Origin of the sequence: Caballeronia sp. LjRoot29, from assembly GCF_964252755.1 — a bacterium.
GTDB lineage: Bacteria > Pseudomonadota > Gammaproteobacteria > Burkholderiales > Burkholderiaceae > Caballeronia.
In genome coordinates this window covers 36404-59916 of the sequence record NZ_CAXUPU020000044.1, presented here as the reverse complement: position 1 = coordinate 59916, position 23513 = coordinate 36404, and the positions used below count along the sequence as shown (strand labels likewise).

The window sequence follows — 23513 nt, the reverse complement described above, 5'->3', positions numbered from 1 at the left end:
TAAGAACATTGCAGCCGGGTTGCTTGACATCGCCTATGAAGAACAAGGTGAATCCAACGGATGGCCGGTCGTCCTGCTACATGGTTTCCCTTACGATATTCATACGTATGACGAAGTAACACCACGCCTCGCGTCCCAAGGCGCGCGTGTTATCACGCCGTATCTTCGCGGCTATGGACCAACGCGTTTCCTTGCGTCGGAAACATTGCGTTCGGGCCAGCAGGCGGCACTTGGAGCAGACCTTTTTGCGCTGCTCGATGCGCTTCGGATTGAGCAGGCCGTGCTGGGCGGATATGACTGGGGTGGCCGGGCCGCGTGCGTTGTGGCGGCGCTCTATCCGTCGCGGGCGCGGGGACTGGTTTCGGTCAACGGGTACAACATCCAGGACATAGCCAACGCCATGCGGCCGGCCAGCCCGGAGAAAGAACATAGACTCTGGTACCAGTATTATTTTCATAGCGAGCGCGGCCGGTCCGGACTGACTGAAGACCGGCGCGCGTTCTGCCGCCTCTTATGGTCGCTATGGTCGCCGACCTGGCGCTTCGACGATGACACCTACACGCGCTCGGCCGCCGCGTTCGACAATCCTGATTTCGTCGATGTCGTCATCCATTCGTATCGACACCGTTTCGGACTGGTCGATGGCGATCCCCAGTTCGACGATATGGAGCGCCGCCTGGCCTCCACGCCGTCAATCATCGTGCCGACGATCACCCTTGAAGGAGACGCCGACGGCGTCTCGCCACTGTCGGCGAGGAACGCAAACTCAAAGCGTTTCACTGGACGCCATGAGAACCGTGTCGTGCCGAATGCGGGTCACAACCTTCCGCAAGAGGCGCCAGCGGCGTTCGCCCAAGCGGTGCTTGATATCGACGACTGGGCAAGTTGATACTTCACGCATGAGGTCAGGCATGCGCAGCGCTTAACTCGACTCGCTTCGATTCGCTTATTGAGCGGCAGGCAAGCCGCCATGAAAGCGCCCGAACGTCCGGGCGGCAAAGATTGCCATCAACAACGCACCGAGACCCGCTGTGCCGGCGTCCGCAGCGGCGCGCATGTCGAAATTTCCAACGCGGTAGATCAGAAGGTAGCCCACTGCGACGTTGAACGCTCCCCACAACACATTAACGGTCGACGATGACAGTCCTTTTCCCGGTGGTGTTGCAAATGGAGTCTGGAAAGACCGGCCCATCATTCCGCTTACTAAGTGTGGAATTGCGTTGGAGAAAAAAGCTCCGCCCAGGAAGTAGGAAAGGTACTGATGCCACTGCATTTGATGGTTCTCCAATCGTCATAACAATGTTTGTTGAGACCGCTTTAGGTTGCGACGCGGGCGGTCAATGGGGTGAAGAATCGCACTAATCAGCTAATCTTGCAAGTTAGACTTGCAAGATTAGCTTCCAATATTAACTTGCAAGTTTGGCTGATGACATTCATCCTTACGACACATTCAACTGACCGCATTTTTCAAAACATGTCGACCAAGACTTTCGAACAAAACATCATCGATTTGATGCAAGCCGTAGGGCTGCTCGTCAGGCGTTCCCGCAACGCGCCCCATGCGGCCGATCTCTCGATGGCGGAGTCCGTTGTCATGTCGCGGCTGGATAATGACGGTCCCGCCACCACCGCGGCACTCGCTCGCGCCGAAGGCATGAAGCCGCAGTCGATGGGCACGACCATCGCCTCGCTTGAGGAAATGGGCATTGTGAAGCGCACGCCGCATGCGACTGACGGACGGCAGATGCTGATCGAACTGACCGCGAAGGGTGTCCGGTTGCGGAAAAAGAATCGCGAGGCGAAGCAGATGTGGTTGTCGAAGGTGATCGGGGAACTCGATGCAGACGAGCGCGACACGTTGTTCAAAGCTGCCGGGATCATCAAGAGACTGGCCGAGAAATAAAAGAATTCAGCCGCTGGCATTTCTTGGGCATTAAACCGCGGTAACAGTGTCGATGTCGATCAGCCAGAACGCGCCGGCGGCACAAAGTGGCGCTGCGAAGCCCGGTACCGTGGATTGCATCGTGCAGTAAGAAAAGTAAGCGGCGAACCCCGCTCCCGCCCCATTTTTCGGCCTTTAATGCCTGCGCCTTTTGCGAGATGATTAAGCCGCATCCCCCGTGGACCGCGTCTGGCGTAGTGACATAAAAGGAGCTACCAAATGGCAGAGATAGACAAGGAAGAGGTTGTCGCGGTGCTTAACCGGATTCTTGAATCCGAGCTGGCTGGCGTCGTTCGATACACGCACTATTCGTTTCTTGTTTTCGGTTTCGGACGCATTCCGATCAGAGCCTGGCTGCGCGAGCAGGCTGATGAATCGCTGTTGCATGCACAGCAGGTCGGAGAATGGATCACCACGCTGGGCGCGTATCCGTCGCTTGAGATCGGTCAACTCCTTGACTCGCACACATTCGATATCTCTTCGATCCTCCGCGAGTCGCTGCAAGCGGAGAAGCTCGCGTTGGACCTTTATCGCGAACTGCTCGCGCGGGTCGAGGACCGCTCCGTTGCACTCGAGGAGTTCGCCCGTCAGATGATCCAGGTCGAAGAGATGCACGCGGGCGAAGTCGACAAGATGTTACGTCGTCCAGGAGAAATGACGACGTCTCATTGACCATGGCTGTATTGGTGAGAAGCTTGCCATTGCGAGGCGATCGTCGTTGTCCTGTGGATCGCTTCAGGCCGCCGCATCCGCTTCGGCGGTATGCCGCACGATGATTGCATTCACGTTATCAGCGTGCGTGAGCGGCGGTCCCATGTGTCCCGCACCTTCAACGATCGTAAGGCGTGCCGTTGGCAGTAGCATCGGGAACCGCTCAGCAATCGCGCGCGTCGGGACGGGCGCGTGCTGGCCGCGCATGTTCAGCGCCGGGACACGCAGGCCCGTGTAGGCGCTTGCAGGCATGAGTTCGTCGAGCAGCGCGCGCAAGTTCAGCGGCGCTTTCGGCGCCCAGCGCGTGAGCGCAGCCCGCACCGAGGGCCGCAGCGCTTCCCATGCGCCCCGTCCGCCCCATTAATCGACGAACGAAGCTGCCGCGCCTCGATAGTCGCCGCAGCTCACGCCGTCGGCGGTGCGCTTCGAGATATCGATGATCTCCGCGAGCGCGTGCGCGCCGTGCGTGCCCATCGTCTTCAAGAGATGAAACGCCGAGGGCTCGTAAAGTGTCAGGCTTGCGATCCGCTCCGGCCGTTCGACGGCCGCGCGCCACGCCACGCCACCGCCACGCCACCGCCATACGAGTGCCCGACGAGATGCACCTTGCCGCGCGAGGCGTCAATAATGCCTATCGTCTTCGCGGCCTCGTCGGCAAGCGTGAACGCGCGCTCTCCGCTCCACGGGCCGGTGCTATCACAGCCGTAGTGCTCGGGCGCGACGAACGCGTGGCGCGAACCCAGCGTCTCGCCGAGCTTGCGCCATTGCGCCGCTCCTGCGCCGGAGCAATGCAATGCGATCACTGACGTTGCAGATGTAAAGGATCGCGAATCAATAGAGTTATTTAGCTGATTCATGTTGTTCACGGAATTCAGCAGGTAAGTGGTCAAATGCCGGAGCGGGTTAAGTTTTCACTATCGGCGCGGCGCGGGCAGTTGGCTATGATCGGGACGGCAGTAAACTTGCCCCGGAGTCCGAACTGATCGATGGACGGTGCGTTGGTTTGTTACCTCAGCGATCGATTTCCATCGAATGCATGCGGCGTTCGAGTTCGCCCATGTCGGCCGCTGACGCGAGGTACGCGTCACGACGACTGTGTTCAGCACGGTCAAGCGCTTTTCTTAAGAGTGGCAACAGATAAATAAGCAAAATCAACACAATGTCCTCCGGGTCGGAGACCTGGTCAATAACGTATCGGCACGATGGGGCGCGCCACGCGAGTTCCAGGCGTGCATCCATGCGGGACATCCAGGTTTGATGGACAAGCGGTCGTGCTACGGCTGGACGCCCGGTAGAGCAGAGTCCATGCCATATTGCAGAAAGCGTTATCGGGCGGGCGTTTCAGCTATTTATCGGAGGCCGTTGATGGAGCGAAGTGTTGTTACGTGGGCAACGATTATTCGAGTGGAAGTTGGACCGCGACAAACACGTGTTCTGTACGTGCCGCGCGCTATCGAGCGCTGTCTCTTTAGGAAAAGGAGGGTGTTTGCCAACGCCGTCATCGGTCGGTTCCGCCGATATATACGGTCACGAATGACCGCGTCCCGGTAATTTTTGAGCGCCTGCATTCAAGCTTATTTAGTAAAGCAGCGGTGAAAAATAAGTCTTGAATTAGTGCCCTGTTGGCGTTATTGGTGCTGATTGGAGAAACGTGTATTTGTGATGTACATAAAGAATGATTAGTGGTCGAGGCACTGGTTTCATCACGTGAAGTGACAAAGCTACTCCTGTAGAGGCGATGGAGTTCGCACCCGCGAAGGGAAGGCGTCGTCCTTAAGCGAGCGCTGCCTCCCGGGGGTGTTGAACTCCGTAACCCGTTCATGGTGCCCGGCATGCTCAAGCGAATCGTCGCCGCTTCCACTTTTGTGTTGTCGCTGGGATTGCCATTCGCCGCGCGCGGCACTGAAGGTGCATTAGGCCGCCCTATCTCCGGCACGGGCATAACGCCCGACGCGGGGATCGTGCCGCCAGAACCAGGGTGGTTTGCGAATCTGGCTGAGATTTATTTCGATGGCTCGATCAGTTCAGGGCGTTCCGTACCTATTGGCGGAAAGACGACATTCGGCCTCGAGGGTCAAGTCTCTTTTACGCTGGCAACCTTGCTGAAGGTGTGGGATACCGGCACCGGACCGTGGAACTTCGCGTCGAGCTTCACGCTCCCGTATGCGTGGACAAGCGCGAACGCGGCACTTGGAATCGGCAACCGCGCAGGCAATGTCAAGCAGGACGCATCCGGCCTGTTCGACCTGACCTTTGCACCGCTGATCGTCGGTTACCATTTTTCGAAGACCGATCATATTTCCTTTAGCGTCAACATCTGGGCGCCTACTGGAAAGTACGACCCGGGCAGCATCGCGAACGTCAGCCTGAACAACTGGACGTTTATTCCCACGGTGTCCTACACGAAGCTGGTACCTTCAATTGGCATGGAATTCGACGTTACCGCCGGCGTTCAGTTTTACACCCGCAATTCCGCGACCGACTATCAGAACGCACCGTTGTTCACGCTGGACATGTTGGCCCTGAAGCGCTTTGCGAATGGCTTGGGTGCGGGTTTGGTCGTTGCCACCGTCCAGCAGATCGGCAACGATAGCGGCCCGACTGCAGACAAGCTAAACGGCTTTCGGGGCTTCGACTGGTCCGTCGGCCCGATCGTGACGTACGACACCAAGATCCACGGCAAAAACCCGCTTAGCCTGACATTGCGGTGGGTTCCCACGGTGACCAGCAAGAACCGGCTTTCGAGCACGGCGACCGTGATGGCAACCGCGACCATCGGCTTCTAAAGCCTTCCCATTTTCCGCAAAATCATCTTCTTGACGCTTGCCGTCGTGCAACGCCGTGCCTGGAGCCGCGTTACTATGTTGTGACTTTCCGCCGCTCGGTGCTACAGCCCTTGGAGGTCCTTCATGGTTCGACTGGTCATGATCCTTCTCGGCGTCGACTATCTGCGCACGCGCTGGAAGGCGCTGATGGCGGCGGGATGGCTCAGTGTCGCGCTGGGCGTTGAAGTGTTCATCGACATGATGGACGGGTCGCTTTACTTTCCACTCAAGCCCTTCGCTTTCCTGCTGCTGCTGGAAGGGCTCTCGACGCTGGCCGTCGCGTGGACCGGCATGGGCGGCCAGCGCAAGTTGCGCTACGTGAAAGGCGCGGCGTTCACGCTGGCGGCCGCATTGATCCTGATCGGCACGCTGCACGCCAACTTTATCCTCGCGATGATCTTCGGCACGCTCTTCTTCGCCGACGGAATTCTGCAGATCATTTCCGCGAGAATAGTGCGATTCCGGCGCTGGCGTCTTGCCATTGCGGGCGGCGTGTTCGAGATGGTGGTGGCGTTCATCTTCTACTTGCCCTATCCCGTGCAGTACGCGGGAACGATCCCTTACTGCGTGTCGCTCGGCCTGTTGTTCAGCGGCTGGAACATGATCCTGCTCGCCATGCGCGTGCGCCGGATGGAGCACAATCCCGCGGTGGCGGATTCCGTGCCGATGCCTGCCGCTGAGACTGAAACGGGCGGGGTCAGTTCGAGCGGTTCGAGCGGTTCTAGTATTACGGAATGGGACGGTCCGCCATCGGATGACGAACGCGCGCTCACCATTCACATCTGGACACCCGCCGCGACTGCCAAGGCCGAGGCGCAGCCACGTGTGATCGTGAATCGATATATTGCGGCCGTCGACCGGAACGGCGCGATATCCACTGGGCACGCGGCACTGGAGTCGCCCGAGGGCATCTATATCAGCTTGTATCCGGGCACGGATATCGATCGTTCACCTGAGGAATTCGCACGCATCCTTCGCGCGACGCGGGAGAACGACATTCCGGGGGTGTTCCAGCCCGACTATCGGACCGAAGCGAAAGCGTGGTGCGAGTCGACGGTGAAGGTGCGTATCCGCAACTATGATCCGCAACGCTTGCAACGGTTTTGGGAGGCATATCGGCAGGACACGACTTATAACCTGACGTATCGCAATTGTTCGAGCACCGTGGCGCGTGCGCTTGAAGCGGCGATTGAAGGTGCGTCGGCGAGGGTGTGGGCGAAGTCGGGCGGCTGGAAACCGCTGATGCGGGTGATGTCGACGCCTGAATTGTGGGTCGCCGCGCAAGTGCGAAAACGCGCGGCAACGATGGCATGGACACCCGGCCTGACCCTCGACTACGCTCGCGCGCTGAGTATGCTCGCCGATCCGAGGCCGCTCGGCTGGGTCAAGATGGCGCGGCTCGCGCTCAAGACGATGGTTCGCTCGCGTCGGCGATGGCAGGCCGAGGAGGCTGAGCAGGCGAATGTGTCGGATATGGGTGAGACGCCGGGGCAGGGTGGTGCTCGTACGGAAGCTTGATGGAATGGTTTTGGGTGGTGGTGCGTGGGGCCGATGGCGTTGGTATTGCGATCGACCGGCGTTGATCTGCGCTCGGGCCGTCCGTGCCGTCCGCTCTCGACCCGAAAGCGACGTACGCTCAGTCCGACCGAGCGGCCGGTATTCGCGTGACTACAGTCGCTCAAATAATCTGATCTCCCGTCTCATCGCTCTGCACAGACCCGCGCAACGACATAATTTCGACAATACTTGAAATGTCGAATTGAATGCTCTATCGTTCCGTCCATGGACTCCAATCTCGTTGTACGCGCCCTGAGCGCGCTCGCCCATGAATCGCGTCTCGCGATTTTCCGCATGCTGGTCGTCGCCGGGCCGGACGGCATGGCTGCTGGTGAAATCGCGAAGCAACTCGGCCTATCCCCTTCAAGCCTGTCATTTCACCTCAAGGATCTGTCACATGCAGACCTGGTGAAGCCTCGTCAAGAAAGCCGCTTCATCATCTACACCGCTAATTTTGACGCGATGACGGGCCTGGTCGGCTTCCTGACGGAGAACTGCTGCGCGGGCGCGACCTGTGCCGCGAGCGATCTTCCCAACTGCTGCGGAGATACACCATGAAGCGCATGCACATCCATGTCGCGGTCGAAGACCTCAACGACAGCATTCGGTTCTACAGCGCCATGTTCGGCAACAAGCAACCCACAGTTCTCACGAGCGATTACTGCAAATGGGAACTGACCGATCCGGCCGTCAATTTCGCGATTTCGCAGTGCGGCGCGAAACCGGGCGTCGATCACATCGGCATCCAGGTTGAAACCGACGCGGAGTTGGAAGAGATGAATGCACGCTTCACTGCGGCGAAGCTACCGGTACAGGAACAGACGGAGACAACCTGCTGTTACGCCAAGTCGGACAAGGCGTGGACGGTCGACCCGCAGGGCGTCGCTTGGGAGACGTTCAGAACCCTCGAAGCCGCACCGGTCTACGGTGAGTCTCGCGATCGAACACAAGCACAAGCCCAATCAACGGCCGCATGCTGCTCGCCTTCTGAATCCATCGTGACCATCCGGAGCCGCTCGTGAGCGATAAACCTTACTCGATTCTGATTCTCTGCACTGGCAATAGCTCGCGCAGCATCATGGCCGAGGCACTGTTCAACGTCTTGGGCAAAGGGAAGTTCCGGGCGCACAGCGCTGGTAGCCATCCCTCTGGTGCGGTCAATCCGTTTGCCATTGAACGATGTGAAGCGCTCGGCTACGACACTTCGGAGCTGCGCAGCAAGAGTTGGGATGAGTTCGCAACGCCTGATGCTCCCCACATGGATTTTGTGATCACGGTCTGCGATCAAGCGGCGGGCGAAGTCTGCCCGATTTGGCCGGGCAAACCGATGACGGCGCATTGGGGCTTTGAAGATCCAGCCGCGTTCGAGGGCAGCGATGAAGACAAGCGCAAGGTGTTCACCAAGGTATATCGACAAATCATGAGCCGGGTGAGCCAGTTCGTGAACCTACCCCTCCATGTGCTTGATAGCAACGCGATTCAGCGCGAAATGCGCGCCATCGGTGAAAGACCTGCAGAGGAATCAAATGAGCAGCACTGATACGGCGGTCGTCGGTGCACGGCCGGCGATCGGATTTTTCGAGCGCTACCTGACAGTCTGGGTCGCCCTTTGCATCTTGGGCGGCATCCTGCTCGGGCAGGTGCTTCCCCAGCTCTTTCAGGCAATCGGCCGCATGGAGGTGGCACAGGTTAATCTTCCGGTCGGTGTTCTCATCTGGGTGATGATCATCCCGATGCTTGTCAAGATTGACTTTGCCGCGATGACTCAGGTCAAGAGTCATTGGCTTGGTATTGGCGTCACGCTATTTGTGAACTGGCTCGTCAAACCGTTCTCGATGGCGTTGCTCGGCTGGATCTTCATCCGTCATGTGTTCGCGCCGTGGCTTCCCGCCGATCAGCTCGACAGCTACATCGCCGGTTTGATCCTGCTGGCCGCAGCCCCTTGCACAGCAATGGTGTTCGTCTGGTCGCAACTCTGCAAGGGCGATCCGTATTTCACGTTATCGCAGGTAGCGCTGAACGACTCCATCATGATCGTGGCCTTCGCGCCGCTCGTCGCTTTGTTGCTCGGTTTGTCGGCCATTACGGTGCCGTGGGATACGCTGATTATTTCGGTCGGTCTCTACATCATCATCCCGGTCATCCTTGCTCAACTGCTGCGCCGGATGCTGATGACGAAGGGTGAGGCGCATTTTCGGAAGACCGTTGCACACCTCGGCCCCTATTCGATCTGCGCGCTGCTCACGACGTTGGTGCTGCTCTTCGCCTTCCAAGGGCAGGCGATCATCAAGGAGCCACTCGTTATTGCGATGCTCGCAGTGCCGATCCTCATTCAGGTGTTTTTCAATTCCGGCCTCGCCTACTTGTTGAATCGGCGCCTCCGTGTCGCGCATTGCGTCGCGGGACCGTCCAGTCTGATTGGCGCGAGCAATTTCTTCGAGCTGGCGGTGGCCACGGCAATCAGCTTGTTCGGCTTTCACTCCGGTGCGGCGCTGGCCACCGTGGTCGGCGTGCTGATCGAGGTGCCGGTGATGCTGCTGGTTGTCGGTGTCGTCAATCGATCGCAGCATTGGTATGAAGCAAAACACAGCATCAAAGGACAACGGGTATGAGCGTCGCGATCTTTCACAATCCGGATTGCGGCACGTCGCGCAACACGCTGGCTATGATCCGCAATGGCGGCATCGAGCCAGTCATCATCGAATATCTGAAAACTCCGCCGAGCCGGGACGTTCTCAAAAATCTCATCGCACGCGCTGGCCTGACGGTGCGCGCCGTGTTGCGTGAAAAGGGGACGCCTTACGCCGATCTAGGTCTAGGCGATCCATCACTAGGCGATGAGCAATTGCTCGACGCGATGCGGGAGCATCCGATCCTCATCAATCGCCCGCTTATCGTCACACCGCTTGGCGTACGCCTGTGCAGGCCCTCTGAAGTCGTTCTCGACATCCTGCCCGCAGCGCAAAAAGGTGCTTTTGCCAAAGAGGACGGCGAAAAGGTCATCGATAGCGAAGGACGCAGGGTCCGCGAATGACACAGGATCGCTCCGATGACAGCAAAACGAAGTGACGGCGCTCGCGGCGCTATCGCGACATGGGCGCTCGCAGCCGCGCAACTCGTGTCATGGGGTTCGATCTATTACGCGTTCTCCCTGTTTGTCGTGCCGATGGAAAGTGCGCTGGGCTGGAGCCGGACCGCCACAAACGCAGCGCTCTCGATCGGTCTGCTGATCTCGGGACTCGCGGCCTATCCCATCGGAACTTGGATCGATCACGGTCACGGCCGGCGCGTCATGGTCTGCGGGTCTATCCTCGCTGCAGCGATGTTGGCGCTATGGTCGCAGGCTCATAGCCTCGCGATACTGTTCGTCGTCTGGGCCGGTCTCGGCGTTGCGATGGCTGCCACGCTCTACGATCCGGTCTTCGCGGTGGTCACACGCGATTTCCCTGAGAGCTTTCGCACCAGGATCACGCTGATCACTTTGGTAGCCGGTTTTGCCAGTACGGTTTTCATCCCGCTAACCCAAGGTCTCATCGAATGGTGCGGTTGGCGGGGCGCATTGCTCGTGCTGGCCGCGTTCAATCTGGCGATCTGCTTGCCGCTGCACATTTTCGCCATCGGCCGAGATGCACCCCGCGATGACGAATTAAATTACAGGGCGACGCAGAAAGCTGTCAATGCGACGGCTACACAGCGCGCACTTCACACGCCAACATTCTGGGCGCTCGCGGTGTGCTTCACAGCCTACTACGCGACATTCGCCGCGCTCACGTTCCATCTCGTACCACTGATGGCGGAGCGGCACGTATCGCCGGCACTGATCCTGACGACGATGGCTGTTATCGGCCCGGCACAGGTTCTGGCGCGCGTGCTGTGGTTCACGATAGGCCGCAACCTACGGCCGTCGATCGTGGGTATCGTGATTACAACCGCCTTCCCGGCTTCGGTCATCGTTCTGATGTGCGCCGGGACGTCGCCGGCGTTGCTTATCCTGTTTGCGATCGTCTACGGCGGCGCCAACGGCATGATGACGATCCTGCGCGGGACGATCGTGCAGGATCTGATGTGGACAGACGGCTATGGGGCCGTGAGCGGACTGCTCTCGATGCCCTCGAATATTGCCAAGGGCATTGCGCCGATTTCTGCCGCTGCGATCTGGACGGTCGGTGGAAACTATCTCCCGGTAGTTTGGACCGTGTTGCTGGTGTCGCTGGCTTCAGCGGTTGCGTTCATCCTGGCGACACGTCTCGCCTCCGATAAAAAGCTCGGCGGCCGCCAAGTCAATTTCGAGTGAGCATGCTGCTATGCAGATACGAATGGCCGATGAGGCAGATCTGTGCGAGATCCAAAGCCTTTTACGCGCGAATGACTTGCCTGTAGAAGATATTTCGAAAACGCTCATCAAAGGATTTCTGGTTGCGGAAGGTGCGAGCGCATCAGTTATCGGCGTTGGCGGACTTGAACAGCTCGGCGCTAGCGTGCTGTTGAGATCACTTGCTGTAGCACCGGACGCGCGCGGAATAGGAACCGCACGTGCACTGGTGGCACGCCTCGAAGACAACGCACGCTCCTGCGGGCGACAGGATGTTTGGCTACTGACAACGACGGCGGAGCGATTTTTCGAGCGGGCCGGTTACGAGCGGGTGAGCCGCGAAGACGTCCCGGCCGAAGTGCAGTTATGCAGACAATTCGTGGCGCTGTGTCCGTCGACGGCGTCCTGCATGCGAAAGCGGCTGCGCACCACATCTTCCGTACCCGTCGCCGAGCGGCCGGTATCGAACTGATGTCCGACGCTCGACGCCAGTTCGTCACCGACTCTTGTTGGCCGCTTCCCGCCTGACGGCGAGCATCAGCAGCTGACCGACAAGTGGCCAGCGGGGTGAGCAAATAAGCAAACTACTCCCAGAAATCGTAAATGCTTAGTAAGCTGCTGTTGTCGTGCTTAAGGAATGAGCGATTATGCGGACTCTAAAAACATGGTAGAACTCTGCCTTCTGTGACGTGCCGATTCGGACCAGTCCCACCCGAGTTTTTTTACACGGCTTGATGGGCAATTCGCCATGATCGACACCCCAAAATACGATCCCGACCTCGTCTCCGCTCATACAACCGCTGCCACCGCGTCTGTCGCCCGCTGGGTAGCGCTGCAACATGGCTTTCCAGTGCAGGAGTGCCATCTGATTCGCCGTGGTCTGAACGATAATTATGCACTGCGTGCAGTCGACGGAACTCGGTACGTGGCACGCCTATATTCGATCCGCCCGCGCGGTGGCTTCAACATCGATTTCGAAGCCGCACTACTGGCGCACCTGGCGACCAAAGGAGCAGGGGTGGCGACGCCAGTATCGGCCGCAGACGGGCGGACGCACATCCAACTGCAATTCCCCGAAGGTCCGCGCGCACTGGCTTTGTTCCGCCATGCAAACGGCACGACGCCCGACACGCTGGACGAATTCGAGTTGACCGGCAAAGCGTTGGCCTACATACACAATGCGGCGCGCGACTATGCTGGGCCGCCAAGTCGTTACACAATTGACGGTCATCACCTTGCTGGCAGGAGCTTGGTCTATTTGAAGGGGCACCCGGAACTAGATGCAGAGCTGTTTGAAACGTACCACCGGTTGGTATATCGCCTGCTTGCAGAATTAGCCGTGGTCGAGGGCGGCCTAACGCGGGTCATCTGCCACGGCGACACGCACGGCTTCAACAATCATGTGGCCATGAGCCGGGGCGACACTAAGAAAACAGTGTTCTTCGACTTCGACGATGCAGGCCCGGGCTTCCTCGCATACGACTTGAGCGTGCTGCCGTGGTCGTACTTGTTTCGTAAAAGTCTCAAGGAACCCGACGACGCGCTCCGCGAGCGTTGGACGCACTACTTGAGTGGCTACCGCGCCGGTCGAGGCGGGGTGAGCGAGCATGACCTAGCGGCGTTGCCGCTATTCATTCAGCTTCGGCATCTATGGAACCTTGGCGAGGCAGCCGGGCGGTTACATCACTGGGGGACGAGTTCTGTGTCTGCGGATTGGCTGCGAAAACAGGTCGAGATGTTCGAGGCATGGAAAGAGCTGGATTTACGCGCCTGACGAGCTACCGTTGGCCCCGCCGCTGCGGGGCAGACGCCCTACAACCCGACTGTCAGCAATTTAGATGTAGCCCTCGACCGTCGCTTTGTGGCCGGTGCTAGCCGCACATGGTCCGATACTGAACCGGCTCATTTGGAGCCTGCAACGACGCCTGACCAGGCATCCCGTGCAGGCCGCGAACCTCTGCGACGGGCCTATTTCAACGCCGGAGATCGGCGGATATCCCGATTTCTTCACGGTTGCCCGCTTCTGATCGAAGTTCGACTTCGAGTCGAATGCTTTTATAAATTGTTCGCGCGTGAGCGTGTCGGCATGATCACTCCCTGGCAAGCGGAGGGTAGAAATGATGTCGAACGTGTCGTGATCGAGCTTCGTCATGAACTGACTGCCGTTCGTCCAGACCACCCGCTTGCCATCCGTGTAAGTGCTCAGATCGTCACTCTGTTCCCACGCAATTCTTTCGCTCTGTGGAGGCCGCAAGCGCGGCGAGAGTTTCTCCAGGCACTTCGGTGACGGCTGTGCTCTCGTCGCCATTGACGCCACCGCCACGCAAAAAAACGCTTTCGAATCGATGTCACAGCGCCGCAGTCAGGCGCTCCACGGTTAGTTGGAGCGAGAGGCAGCGTTGCTGCGTCTGGAAGGCTTCATGCCGACCAATATATGGTTTATGACGGCGCATCTCGTTGAGCGCGATAGTCGCTGCGGGCAGCAACTTCGGGCCTTACACGCAGGCAGGGCAGTGGTGGCGTCTGTTGACGTCCGTGTTCATCCACGCGGGGTTTTTTCACCTGTTTTCAATATGCTTGTGCTCGTGCAAAGCGGACGCGTCGCCGAGAGGTTGTTCGGTACGGCGCGCTTCACCGTGCTCTACGTGTTCGCTGGTCTGACGGGCAGTCTCGCCAGTCTTCTGTGGCATCCAGGCGTCAACAGCGTGGGTGCATCGGGCGCGATCTTCGGTGTGCTTGGCGCCATCGTCGCGTATCTCCTGCGCCACGGCAGCGCTGTGCCGCGCGCGCTTTATCTGCGGCACCTGCGTCTCGCGCTGGCCTTCATTGTCTATACATTGCTAAGCGGCTTCAGGCATCAAGGCATCGACAACGGGGCGCATCTTGGCGGCCTGTTCGGTGGCTTGACGCTCGGGCTGCTGCTTGCACCGCCGCCCGATGAATCGACCGAAACGCGCGACCAGCGCACAATGGCGCTTGGCATTTCCACAGTGCTCGCGTGTGGTCTTATCGGCGGCATGATGTGGTCACTCGGTGATCTGGCGACGCGCCCATATCGTCAAGAAATAATGCAGTTCTCTAAAGTCATCGTGCAGTCGAGCGATCTGGAAAAGCGCGCAATCGCAGATGTGAATACGCTAAAGCGTTATCCGACGACAACCGACGGCGGGAGGGCTGTGGCCGGCCGGATTCGCGGCAAACTCGTGCCGGAATGGTAACGGCTCTACGACTCGACGGAAGCCGCGCAGGTGCCACCGGATTCCGCCGAATGGAGAACACGCAAGAGTCTGCTGACCTATTACGGCGATACGCTGAAGCAGCTTGAACTCACGGCGAACATGATCGAGGCGAAGCAGCTCGACGACAAGGTGTCGACAACGCTCGTCCAGTTGCTCGTGCAGAAAGTGGATCACGAACGGGCGGATGCTGAAGCGCGGCGTGACTTCCTAGCACGGCGGCTTTGCAATCAAACAGACGCGAAGACGCAGCGAGTGTCGTGACTTTCGGCTAGAGCGTTTGCGCCGCCGCACTCGCAGCGGAAAAGCCAGCTACTTGGGCGCTGCCGGCGAAGGATCGATCCTGGCCGAATTCCTGACGAACTGATCCGTCATCGCGGCCGCGACCGGGTTTGCGCCCGAGCCTGGCTTCGAGCTACGTTGGTCCGTGGCGGCGCGAGCGGCGGACATATTCGGCGGAGGTAACGATGGATCGAGCTTCGCCGATTCCCTGACCAGTTCATCCGTTTCCGGTGTCGCGCCTTGAGCGGCGGTAGCACGACGATCGAGACCGTCTCGTCCTCGCTGGCCGCGCTGCGCTGAGACGACCTTCGGCGCACCCGAGTCCTGCACATTCACCGACGCGACTGCCGTCGACGGCGCTTTCTTTGCTTGTGCTTCCGGTTTCGGTTGCCCGGTGACTTGCGCGGTCGCAGGACTGGACGCGAGTGCGGCCGTCTTGGGCACAGGTGCTACTGCCGGACCAGAAGGCGCCGGCGGCTGCACGATGCCTGTACTTTGCGTGATTGCGCCAGACGGCTGTGTTTGGCCGATGCTGCCTTCCGTCACGTGGTCGCCCGCGACCGGATCGGCGACGGGAGGGCGTGCGGATTGATCCATGGCGGCCGAAACGTCTGCCATTGCACGGCGGTCAGCCTGAAGGAACACCAGGTAAGTGGCCCCTGCTGCACCGATCAGGAGCGCGCCAATAATCATCAAAATCTTTCGGTTATTCATCATGCTCACCGATGGTCCTGCAACGATATGGACTAGCTATGGTAAACGAGTAATCGCGGATTTCGTCAGACCAATCCAGTGACACGGGACCTGCCAAGCAGGAAGGGGCGGGGCGGTATCCAGAGCATTTCAATCCGGACCAGTTATGGATTGAAGTAGTCCCAAGCGATTCGCGTGGTGACCTTTCACGTCGCAGGGGTCCCGACGCGCACGCTGGAGCTTAGCGCAACCATTTTCGCGATTGTTATGGTGAAGGAGATCCGTAGCGAGCCGAAGACGCACGCTCTCCTCGGAACATCTTCACACGCTCATGGCCTGCTCGCCGGTCATCAGCAAGCCGAAGGCATCGGCGCTCAAGGGCCTGCCGACGAGAAATCCCTGGATCTCGTCGCACATCATGCTTTGCAGCTTGCCCAGTTGCGTCGCGGTCTCCACTCCCTCGGCCACCACATCCATCTCGAGGGAATGAGCGAGCGCAATGATCGCCGATACGATCGCGCTACCCTCGTTGCCCGGTTCGTCCAGCCCGTTGGTGAAGAAGCGGTCGATCTTCAGTTGCTTGACCCGGAACCGCTGGAGGTAAGCGAGGCTGGAATAGCCGGTGCCGAAATCGTCGATGGCGATATCGAAACCGTTTTTCTGGAATTGGCGAATCATCTCGATCGTGCGCGGCGCGTCCTGCATCGCGACGGTTTCGGTGATCTCGAACATGATCTGCTCGCACGACACTTGTTCTTCCAGCACGATCGCCGTCAGCCGCTCGACCAGATCCGGTTGCGTCAATTGCCGCGGCGACAAATTGATCGCCACCTTGATCGGCGGCCGGCCCTCGAGCGCCCAGCGGCGGATCTGCCTGCATGCTTCTCGCAGCACCCAGGCGCCGATCGCGACAATCTGCCCGGATCGCTCGGAGATGGGGATGAACTCCATCGGCGGCAACGAACCAATCTGCGGATGGTTGAGCCGGATCAGGGCCTCGGCGCCGACGAGACCGCCGCTCTTGCCGTTGAATTTAGGCTGGAAATTGAGCGAGAAATAGCCGAGTTCCAGCGCGTCGTGCAGTGCCTGCTGGATCTGCAGCGTGCGCGTAGCGGCCTCGTTCATGCTCGCCTCGAAGAAACGATAACTGCCGCGGCCGCCACGCTTGGCCTCGTACATCGCGGCATCGGCGTTCATGAGCAGCGTCTCGACCGTCGTGCCGTCCTGCGGATAGAGCGAAATGCCGACGCTCGGCACGACCTGCAGCGGCTGGCCGTCGGACCACACGCCGTGGCGCATGCGCTCCAGCATGCTCGAGGCCATGGTCTCGGCATCCTTGGCCGACTGGATGTCCGTCAGCATCACCACGAATTCGTCACCGCCGAGCCTCGCGACCGTGTCGCCGCCACGCACGCAGCGCAGCAGCCGCTGCGAGAACGCCTTGAGCACCTCGTCGCCTACCGAATGGCCGAGTGAGTCGTTGATCATCTTGAAGCCGTCGAGATCGAGGAACAGGACGGCGAACAGGGTCTGGTTGCGGCTCGCGGTAGCGACGGCGACTTCCATGCGCTCGGTCAGCGTGCGCCGGTTTGGCAGGTCAGTCAGCGTATCGAAGGTGGCCATGCGCAGGACCTGGCCGTTCAGCGCCGAGACGGATCCGGCGAGAAGCATCGCCCGGGTGTCCAGGCGTGACAGCACGAGCGTCACGATCAGGATGGCGAAGGTAAAGATCGTCACGGTGGTTGCGAGCCACTGGGCGTTCACGCCGTTGGCCGCCGCGCAGATCGCGCCGAGCGGAAACGCGGCAGCGGCCATGCCGGTGTAATGCATGCCTGTGATCGCGATGCCCATCACCAGCGCCGCGCCGACGCGCTTCCCGATAACGTAGCGCTGCGAGCTGTCCGAGAGATTGCGTGCAATCCAGAGCGCGGCGATTGAGGCGACGATCGCAATGCCGATCGACGCAGCGAACAAGACCGGATCGTAAATGATGCCGGGCTCCATGCGCATCGCGGCCATGCCGGCGTAGTGCATGCCCGCGATGCCAAGCCCCATCAGGATGCCGCCCACCACGAGGCGGCGCGTCGACATGCTCCTGCCGGCGATGATGTTGAGCGCGAAATAGGAGACGACGATAGCGATCAGCAGCGACGCCCCGGTGATCTTCAAGTCATAGCCGAGCAGGATAGGCAGCGAAAACGCGATCATGCCGACGAAGTGCATCGACCAGATGCCGAGCCCCATGGCCCCTGCGCCGCCCGCGATCCATGCACGGCGCTGCCGATTCGTTTCGAGCAGGGAAATACGCGCTGATATGTCGAGGACGGTGTAAGACGCAAGTGCCGCGACGATCAGCGACAGTACGACCAGCCATGAATCATAAGCGCTTTGCATGCTCAATTCCGTAAGAGTCTTGTGTCCTTCTCTTAGCGGCATGCGTCAATAAAACTTAAGCAAACACATAGGGAAAGTGGAATTTTTCGCTCTGTTCAGGCTATGTTCACCGTTTATTTAGTTTCTGTTGGACAGGGAGCGGATGGAATCGCGCTGGTGGGCGGGTTGTCGATCAGTGATGGAGCTCACTTTGATGAGACGTGAGCTGACAACTCAGGTCCGCCAGCCCGGACCGTCAGGAAAGTCATATTGATCGAGCGAAGCCGCGTGCATTTCGATGCTATATCCCGGCCGCTGCGGCGGCATGTATCGGCCGTTTTGAATCACGACCGGATCGACGAAATGCTCGTGCAGATGATCGACGTATTCGAGCACCCGGTTTTCCAGCGACCCCGACACGCAGATATAGTCGAACAGCGAAATATGCTGGACGTACTCGCATAAACCAACGCCGCCCGCGTGCGGGCACACGGGCACGCCAAATTTGGCCGCCATCAGCAACACGATAATCACTTCATTCAGCCCGCCCAGGCGGCAGCTGTCGATCTGACAAAAATCGATTGCCTGCGCCTGCAGCAACTGCTTGAACATCACCCGGTTCTGGCAATGCTCGCCCGTCGCGACGCCGATCGGACGAATCCGTTCGCGGATGGTCGCATGGCCGAGAACGTCGTCGGGGCTCGTGGGTTCCTCGATCCACCACGGATCAAATTCCGCAAGACGCCGCATGTTCGAGACGGCTTCATCGACTTCCCACACCTGGTTTGCATCCATCATCAGCTTGCGGTCATCGCCAATTTCTTCGCGCAGGATGCGAGCCCGGCGCATATCTTCTTCGATATTGCCGCCCACCTTCTGCTTGAAATGCGTCCAGCCTTGCGCCACGCCTTCACGCGCTAACCGGCGGATCTTGTCGTCGTCGTAACCGAGCCAGCCGGCCGAAGTGGTGTAGGCCGGATAGCCCCGCGCCAGCATCTCCTTCTCGCGTTCGCCGCGGGTCTTCGCATGGCGGTGCAGGATGGCGATAGCTTCGTTCGGTGTGATTGCATCGGTGACATAGCGGAAATCGAGGCAACGCACGAGCGCTTCAGGGCTCATGTCGACGAGCAGTTTCCACACCGGCTTGCCTTCCGATTTGGCCCACAAGTCCCAAGCCGCGTTAACCACGGCGGCCGTCGCCAGATGGATCGCTCCCTTATCCGGGCCGATCCAGCGCAGTTGGCTATCGGAGGTGATGGCGCGCCAGAACTCACCCATGTTCGCGGCAATATCCTCAAGCGTCTTGCCGACAACAAGGGGACTAAGCGCCTTTACCGCAGTCACGCAAATCTCGTTGCCGCGCCCGATGGTGAACGTGAGGCCATGACCTGTGAGTCCCTGCGGTGAATCGGTTTCGAGCGTTACATAGGTGGCCGAGTAATCCGGCGCGGCATTCATCGCGTCGGAGCCGTCGAGTGAACGCGAGGTCGGAAACCGGATGTCCCGGACGGACAGCTTGGTAATCGTGGTCAATTGACTTTTCTCCTCAGTAAACAAGAAGGAGCAACGAGGGTCGCGGCGCCGGCCAAGCGCCGCGACCCTTCTTCCTCTCTCGTCGCGCTTTGAAAGCGACGGTTAATCGTAGAGAACGGCTGAGATCTTCGGATCGTTGATGTTGCTCTTGTCGTACCAGTAGAAGCCCGTGTCGACCTTCTTGGGCAGCGTCTCGCCCTTCAACGCCTTCACTGCGGAGTCGACCACGCATTTGCCGATGCCGATCGGGTTCTGCGTAATGGCGCCGTACATCAGGCCAGAATTGATGTCGTCCTTTTGCTCCTTGCCGGAGTCGTAACCGATCAGGATGAGCTTCTTCCCCGACTCCTTCACGCCGATAGCAGCACCTTCCGCCGAGCCTTCATTCGAGCCAAAAATACCCTTGAGGTTCGGATTGGCCTGGATCATCGTCTTGGCGATTTCAGCCGATTTCAAATGATCGCCGCCGCCATACTGGACCGAGACGATTTTGATGTTCGGATGCTTCGATTTCATCTCGTTGAGGAAACCATCGCGTCGATCAACGCCGGTGCGGCTGGTCTGGTCGTGCACGATCAAACCGACTTCGCCGGAATTGCCGACCGCTTCCGCCATCTTGTCGGCGGCGAGTGCGGCCGCGGCAACGTTGTCCGTTGCGCAAGTGGTCAGCGGAATGTCGCTGTCGACGCCGGAGTCGAAGGCGATGACCGGTATCTTGTTGGACTGTGCGCGCTTGAGAAGCGGAATGGCCGCTTTGCTATCGAGCGCGGCAATGCCGAGGGCTTGGGGCTTCTTCGCGAGCGCGGCCGAGAGCATGTCGATCTGCTTGTCGACCATGGCCTCGGTCTCCGGACCCTCGAAGGAGATCCGGACGTTCTGCGCCTTCGCCGACTGTTCCGCGCCGGCTTTGACGGCCTGCCAGAACTGGTGCTGGAAGCCTTTCGAAATAAGCGGAATATAAGGTTCGTCCGCGCGCACCACACTGGTCGCGCCAATGAGCGCACCCACGCCGACTACGACACCGATCAGTCTTCTTTTCAACATGGTGGTTCTCCTCCTAAGGTGGGCTATTAACCTTCAGCCGTTGGGGGAGCCTTGGCGCTCCCTTTTCTTGATTTTTGGGTTCTGTCCCGCGCGGCGTCAGCCTTTCTTGCGCCGCAAAATGTCGGCATAGACCGCGAGAATGATGATGAGGCCGGTGACCACGATCTGCCATTCCTGAGCGACCGACATGATGCGCAAGCCGTTGGTCAGCACGCTCATGATGAACGCGCCGATGATCGTGCCCAGGATCGTTCCCGACCCGCCGCTGAGCGATGTTCCGCCGATCACCACGGCGGCTATTGCTTCAAGTTCGTAACCTTGGCCGAGCGCCGGCTGCGCAGAATTCAGGCGCGACGCGATAAGCAATCCGGCGATGCCGCAAATGGCCCCGCTCAGGCCGTAGATAGCAATCTTCCACCTGTCGACATTCACCCCGGAAAGGCGCACGGCTTCCTCGTTGCTGCCGAGCGCAAAGGTATATCGGCCAAGCGCAGTACGGTTAAGCGTGATGGAACTCACGACCGCCAGGAAGAACAGGATCAGGACCGCATTTGGAACGGGCAGGCTCGGGAATACATAGCCGATCAACGAATCCTGGGAGATCCTGTAGAAGTTTTCGGTGTCGGTGAAATAGATGGGTTTGTCGGCCGAGACGACGAGCGAGAGTCCCTTCAGCAGCAACATCATGCCCAGGGTGGCAATGAATGGCGGGATCTTCATTTTCGCCGTGAGCGTGCCGGAGAGGGTCCCGCACAGCGCGCCGGTGACAATGGCAGCGATCACTCCGATCGACATCGGCAAGTGCCAATAGGTCAGGAATACGCCGCAAATAACGGCCGTAAAAGTCATCAACGTGCCGACGGACAAGTCGATGCCGCCCGTGATAATGACAAACGTGCAAGCGATCGCCAGAACGCCGTTGACCGCCGTCGCCTGCAGAATCCCGAGCATGTTGTCCATCTGCATGAACGCGGGCGAGGCGAAGCTGAAAAACGCCAACAGCAACACGAGGCTCCCGAAGGCGAGCAGCTTTTGCAGGGCGGTCGGCGAGAAGAGGCGGGCTCTCAGCGCGGACGCCCGTCCTTGATTACCCAGCGCCGAAGTATCCGATGGCAGTGTCATAAAACGGACCGCTCCTCTAAAGACTTATGCCGCTTTCAAGGTTTCACGCTGCGTCGCCAATTGCATGATGCGCTCCTGCGTCGCCTCCGTGGCTGAGAGTTCGCCGGTAATGCGGCCCTCGCACATCACGACAATACGGTCGCTCATGCGCAGGACTTCCGGCAGTTCCGATGAAATCATGACGATCGCCTTGCCCTGGTCCGCGAGCGAGCGCAGCAGCTTGTAGATTTCGCTCTTGGCGCCGACGTCGATGCCGCGCGTCGGTTCATCGAAGAAGAGCACATCGCAGTCGCGCTCAAGCCATTTGGCGATGACAATTTTCTGCTGATTGCCGCCCGACAGCAGCCGCACTTCCTGGGTTGCGGAGGGCGTGCGAATGGCGAGCAGATTGATGAAGTGGGCGGCTGTCCGGCGTATCTGGTTGCGGCGCAAGAAAACGTTGAGCGACAGGAACTTGCCGAGATTGGACATGACAATATTCGATTCGACGTCCATTCCCGTTGCAAGGCCGAAGCGCTTGCGGTCTTCCGAAAGATAGCCAATGCCGCGCGCCACCGCGTCGGCCGGCGTCCTGATCGTCGCCTTTGCGCCTTTCACGACAATTTCGCCGGACTCGATCGGATCGGCGCCGAACACCGCGCGGGCGACCTCGGTTCGACCGGCGCCCATCAGTCCCGCAAAGCCCAATATCTCGCCTTTGCGCAGCACGAAGCTCACGTCCCTGACCAGCGGGCCGGCGTTCAGGTTCTTGACTTCGAGGGCGACCTCGCCTGCGCCTGCGATGCTTTGAGAAGGCGCGGCGTCGGTCAGCGCTCGCCCGACCATCATGCCGATAATCGATTCGACGCTGGTGTCGCGAGCGTTGACCGTGGCCACGTATTCGCCATCGCGCAACACGGTGACGCGGTCGGAAATCTGCTTCAGCTCGTCCATCTTGTGCGAGATATAGATGATGCCCACGCCCCGGCTCTTGAGCTCCCGGATGATGCGAAACAGCTCGGCAATCTCGGTGTCGTTGAGCGCCGAGGTAGGTTCGTCCATGATCAGGACACGTGAATCGAAGGACAGGGCCTTGGCGATCTCGACCATCTGCTGGCTGGCGACGGTGAGAGTGCCAACAAGGGCACGCGGGTCGAGATTCACGTGCATGCGGGCGATGATGTCGCGCGCTTGTGCGTTAAGTTTGTCTTCGTCGAGGAACAGGCCGAGGCGTCCGCGCGGCTCCCGGCCGATGAACATGTTCTGGGCGACGGTCAGATGATTCATCAGCTGGAGTTCCTGATGAATGATGCAGACACCCATGGCCTGCGCCTCGCCCGGGCTTGTGAAGTCGACGGGCTGGCCGTCATAGAGCATTTCGCCGGAATCCCGGGTGTAGACGCCGGCCAGGATTTTCATCAGCGTCGACTTGCCGGCACCGTTTTCGCCCATGACCGTGTGGACTTCACCCGCCATGAGTTCGAACTGGATTTCGTGAAGCGCCCGCACGCCGGGAAAGCTCTTGTTGAGCCTCTTGACGGAAATGAGCGGGGTCATGGAGCGGATTTGATGACAATTTCGCGAAGGCCGCGGGCCTGATCGCGAGAAGCGGGGCGGAAAAGCGCCAGGCGTTGATACCCCGGGCGTAGCGAGGTATTGCAGTGAAAACTGCTTGTGAAATCGCAACGAGAAGCCAGACGCATTGCTAAGCCCCCAAACCGATGTGCCCCGATTCTACGATGCCGGACGGCAGCGGCTCAACGGTAGGCATTCCCTAGTGTCTGACGTAAACGGCTCTAACGTCGCGCTTTCACTTTCGCCCTGACTGTTCGCCGAACGCCGGATCAAGGCAGTCCTAAGCATTGAATTCGCGAAGATGGCGACATTGTTGAACGTGGGTAAGC

Annotated in this window: 24 protein-coding genes and 1 pseudogene; 15 read left to right on the top strand and 10 right to left on the bottom strand. The window is 59.4% G+C overall.

The features are described from left to right. A partial coding sequence (locus ACSQ83_RS31875; protein ID WP_436230856.1) for an alpha/beta fold hydrolase occupies window positions 1–889 on the top strand: 889 nt, incomplete at its 5' end. A gap of 57 nt (window positions 890–946) precedes the next feature. Here ACSQ83_RS31875 and ACSQ83_RS31870 read toward each other — a convergent pair. Further along, window positions 947–1273: a hypothetical protein gene (locus ACSQ83_RS31870; protein ID WP_436230855.1), complete on the bottom strand. Its 327-nt coding sequence runs from the start codon at window positions 1271–1273 to the stop codon at window positions 947–949. A 201-nt stretch (window positions 1274–1474) separates the two neighbouring features. Here ACSQ83_RS31870 and ACSQ83_RS31865 point away from each other — a divergent pair, with 201 nt between their 5' ends. After that, window positions 1475–1903: a MarR family winged helix-turn-helix transcriptional regulator gene (locus ACSQ83_RS31865; RefSeq protein ID WP_414954187.1), complete on the top strand. Its 429-nt coding sequence runs from the start codon at window positions 1475–1477 to the stop codon at window positions 1901–1903. A gap of 258 nt (window positions 1904–2161) precedes the next feature. Further along, window positions 2162–2614, top strand: coding sequence for a ferritin-like domain-containing protein (locus ACSQ83_RS31860; protein ID WP_414954186.1), 453 nt, complete (start codon window positions 2162–2164; stop codon window positions 2612–2614). A gap of 63 nt (window positions 2615–2677) precedes the next feature. On the opposite strand, the pseudogene ACSQ83_RS31855 reads toward ACSQ83_RS31860, so the two are convergent. Together ACSQ83_RS31855 and ACSQ83_RS31850 are read right to left on the bottom strand one after the other, a co-directional pair. Further along, window positions 2678–3510, bottom strand: a pseudogene (locus ACSQ83_RS31855) (alpha/beta fold hydrolase). A gap of 154 nt (window positions 3511–3664) precedes the next feature. After that, window positions 3665–3892, bottom strand: coding sequence for a DUF3563 family protein (locus tag ACSQ83_RS31850; protein WP_436230854.1), 228 nt, complete (start codon window positions 3890–3892; stop codon window positions 3665–3667). A 593-nt stretch (window positions 3893–4485) separates the two neighbouring features. Here ACSQ83_RS31850 and ACSQ83_RS31845 point away from each other — a divergent pair. The 10 genes from ACSQ83_RS31845 to ACSQ83_RS31800 all read left to right on the top strand — a co-directional run bounded on the left by ACSQ83_RS31845 (window position 4486) and on the right by ACSQ83_RS31800 (window position 13121). Further along, window positions 4486–5439 (top strand): SphA family protein, encoded by a 954-nt coding sequence (locus ACSQ83_RS31845; protein WP_436230853.1) that lies wholly within the window; start codon window positions 4486–4488, stop codon window positions 5437–5439. A 123-nt stretch (window positions 5440–5562) separates the two neighbouring features. Beyond that, window positions 5563–6996, top strand: a complete 1434-nt coding sequence (locus ACSQ83_RS31840; protein WP_414954183.1) for an HdeD family acid-resistance protein — start codon at window positions 5563–5565, stop codon at window positions 6994–6996. 264 nt (window positions 6997–7260) lie between these two features. Continuing rightward, window positions 7261–7593: an ArsR/SmtB family transcription factor gene (locus ACSQ83_RS31835; protein WP_414954182.1), complete on the top strand. Its 333-nt coding sequence runs from the start codon at window positions 7261–7263 to the stop codon at window positions 7591–7593. Beyond that, window positions 7590–8057 carry an ArsI/CadI family heavy metal resistance metalloenzyme gene (locus ACSQ83_RS31830; RefSeq protein ID WP_436230852.1) on the top strand — a complete coding sequence of 156 codons (468 nt, stop codon included), beginning with the start codon at window positions 7590–7592 and terminating at the stop codon, window positions 8055–8057. The genes ACSQ83_RS31835 and ACSQ83_RS31830 overlap by 4 nt, the downstream gene beginning before the upstream one ends. Further along, window positions 8054–8575 carry an arsenate reductase ArsC gene (locus ACSQ83_RS31825; RefSeq protein ID WP_436230851.1) on the top strand — a complete coding sequence of 174 codons (522 nt, stop codon included), beginning with the start codon at window positions 8054–8056 and terminating at the stop codon, window positions 8573–8575. The genes ACSQ83_RS31830 and ACSQ83_RS31825 overlap by 4 nt, the downstream gene beginning before the upstream one ends. Continuing rightward, entirely contained in the window at window positions 8562–9647 is a 1086-nt protein-coding gene (gene arsB, locus ACSQ83_RS31820; RefSeq protein ID WP_436230850.1) for an ACR3 family arsenite efflux transporter, read from the top strand. The genes ACSQ83_RS31825 and arsB overlap by 14 nt, the downstream gene beginning before the upstream one ends. Further along, window positions 9644–10069: an arsenate reductase (glutaredoxin) gene (gene arsC, locus ACSQ83_RS31815; protein WP_414954178.1), complete on the top strand. Its 426-nt coding sequence runs from the start codon at window positions 9644–9646 to the stop codon at window positions 10067–10069. The genes arsB and arsC overlap by 4 nt, the downstream gene beginning before the upstream one ends. Window positions 10070–10084: 15 nt before the next feature. After that, entirely contained in the window at window positions 10085–11329 is a 1245-nt protein-coding gene (locus ACSQ83_RS31810) for an MFS transporter (protein ID WP_436230849.1), read from the top strand. A 22-nt stretch (window positions 11330–11351) separates the two neighbouring features. Then, window positions 11352–11819: an arsenic resistance N-acetyltransferase ArsN2 gene (gene arsN2 / locus ACSQ83_RS31805; RefSeq protein ID WP_414954176.1), complete on the top strand. Its 468-nt coding sequence runs from the start codon at window positions 11352–11354 to the stop codon at window positions 11817–11819. 276 nt (window positions 11820–12095) lie between these two features. Beyond that, window positions 12096–13121 carry a phosphotransferase enzyme family protein gene (locus ACSQ83_RS31800; protein ID WP_414969658.1) on the top strand — a complete coding sequence of 342 codons (1026 nt, stop codon included), beginning with the start codon at window positions 12096–12098 and terminating at the stop codon, window positions 13119–13121. Window positions 13122–13181: 60 nt separating this feature from the next. Here ACSQ83_RS31800 and ACSQ83_RS31795 read toward each other — a convergent pair whose 3' ends face one another. Further along, window positions 13182–13499, bottom strand: coding sequence for a hypothetical protein (locus ACSQ83_RS31795; RefSeq protein ID WP_436230848.1), 318 nt, complete (start codon window positions 13497–13499; stop codon window positions 13182–13184). A 268-nt stretch (window positions 13500–13767) separates the two neighbouring features. Here ACSQ83_RS31795 and ACSQ83_RS31790 point away from each other — a divergent pair, with 268 nt between their 5' ends. Together ACSQ83_RS31790 and ACSQ83_RS31785 are read left to right on the top strand one after the other, a co-directional pair. Next, window positions 13768–14565, top strand: a complete 798-nt coding sequence (locus tag ACSQ83_RS31790) for a rhomboid family intramembrane serine protease (RefSeq protein WP_436230847.1) — start codon at window positions 13768–13770, stop codon at window positions 14563–14565. Window positions 14566–14595: 30 nt separating this feature from the next. Then, window positions 14596–14847: a hypothetical protein gene (locus tag ACSQ83_RS31785; RefSeq protein WP_436230846.1), complete on the top strand. Its 252-nt coding sequence runs from the start codon at window positions 14596–14598 to the stop codon at window positions 14845–14847. 48 nt (window positions 14848–14895) lie between these two features. Here ACSQ83_RS31785 and ACSQ83_RS31780 read toward each other — a convergent pair whose 3' ends face one another. The 6 genes from ACSQ83_RS31780 to ACSQ83_RS31755 all read right to left on the bottom strand — a co-directional run bounded on the left by ACSQ83_RS31780 (window position 14896) and on the right by ACSQ83_RS31755 (window position 23166). After that, window positions 14896–15582 carry a hypothetical protein gene (locus tag ACSQ83_RS31780; RefSeq protein WP_436230845.1) on the bottom strand — a complete coding sequence of 229 codons (687 nt, stop codon included), beginning with the start codon at window positions 15580–15582 and terminating at the stop codon, window positions 14896–14898. Window positions 15583–15879: 297 nt separating this feature from the next. Further along, a complete protein-coding gene (locus ACSQ83_RS31775; protein ID WP_436230844.1) occupies window positions 15880–17952 on the bottom strand; it encodes a putative bifunctional diguanylate cyclase/phosphodiesterase in 2073 nt (690 codons plus the stop codon). 213 nt (window positions 17953–18165) lie between these two features. After that, entirely contained in the window at window positions 18166–19464 is a 1299-nt protein-coding gene (locus tag ACSQ83_RS31770; RefSeq protein WP_414954445.1) for an L-fuconate dehydratase, read from the bottom strand. A gap of 102 nt (window positions 19465–19566) precedes the next feature. Then, window positions 19567–20508, bottom strand: a complete 942-nt coding sequence (locus tag ACSQ83_RS31765) for an ABC transporter substrate-binding protein (RefSeq protein WP_414954446.1) — start codon at window positions 20506–20508, stop codon at window positions 19567–19569. A gap of 96 nt (window positions 20509–20604) precedes the next feature. Beyond that, window positions 20605–21630, bottom strand: coding sequence for an ABC transporter permease (locus ACSQ83_RS31760; RefSeq protein WP_414954447.1), 1026 nt, complete (start codon window positions 21628–21630; stop codon window positions 20605–20607). A 24-nt stretch (window positions 21631–21654) separates the two neighbouring features. After that, a complete protein-coding gene (locus ACSQ83_RS31755; protein WP_414954448.1) occupies window positions 21655–23166 on the bottom strand; it encodes a sugar ABC transporter ATP-binding protein in 1512 nt (503 codons plus the stop codon). Window positions 23167–23513 lie beyond the last annotated feature (347 nt).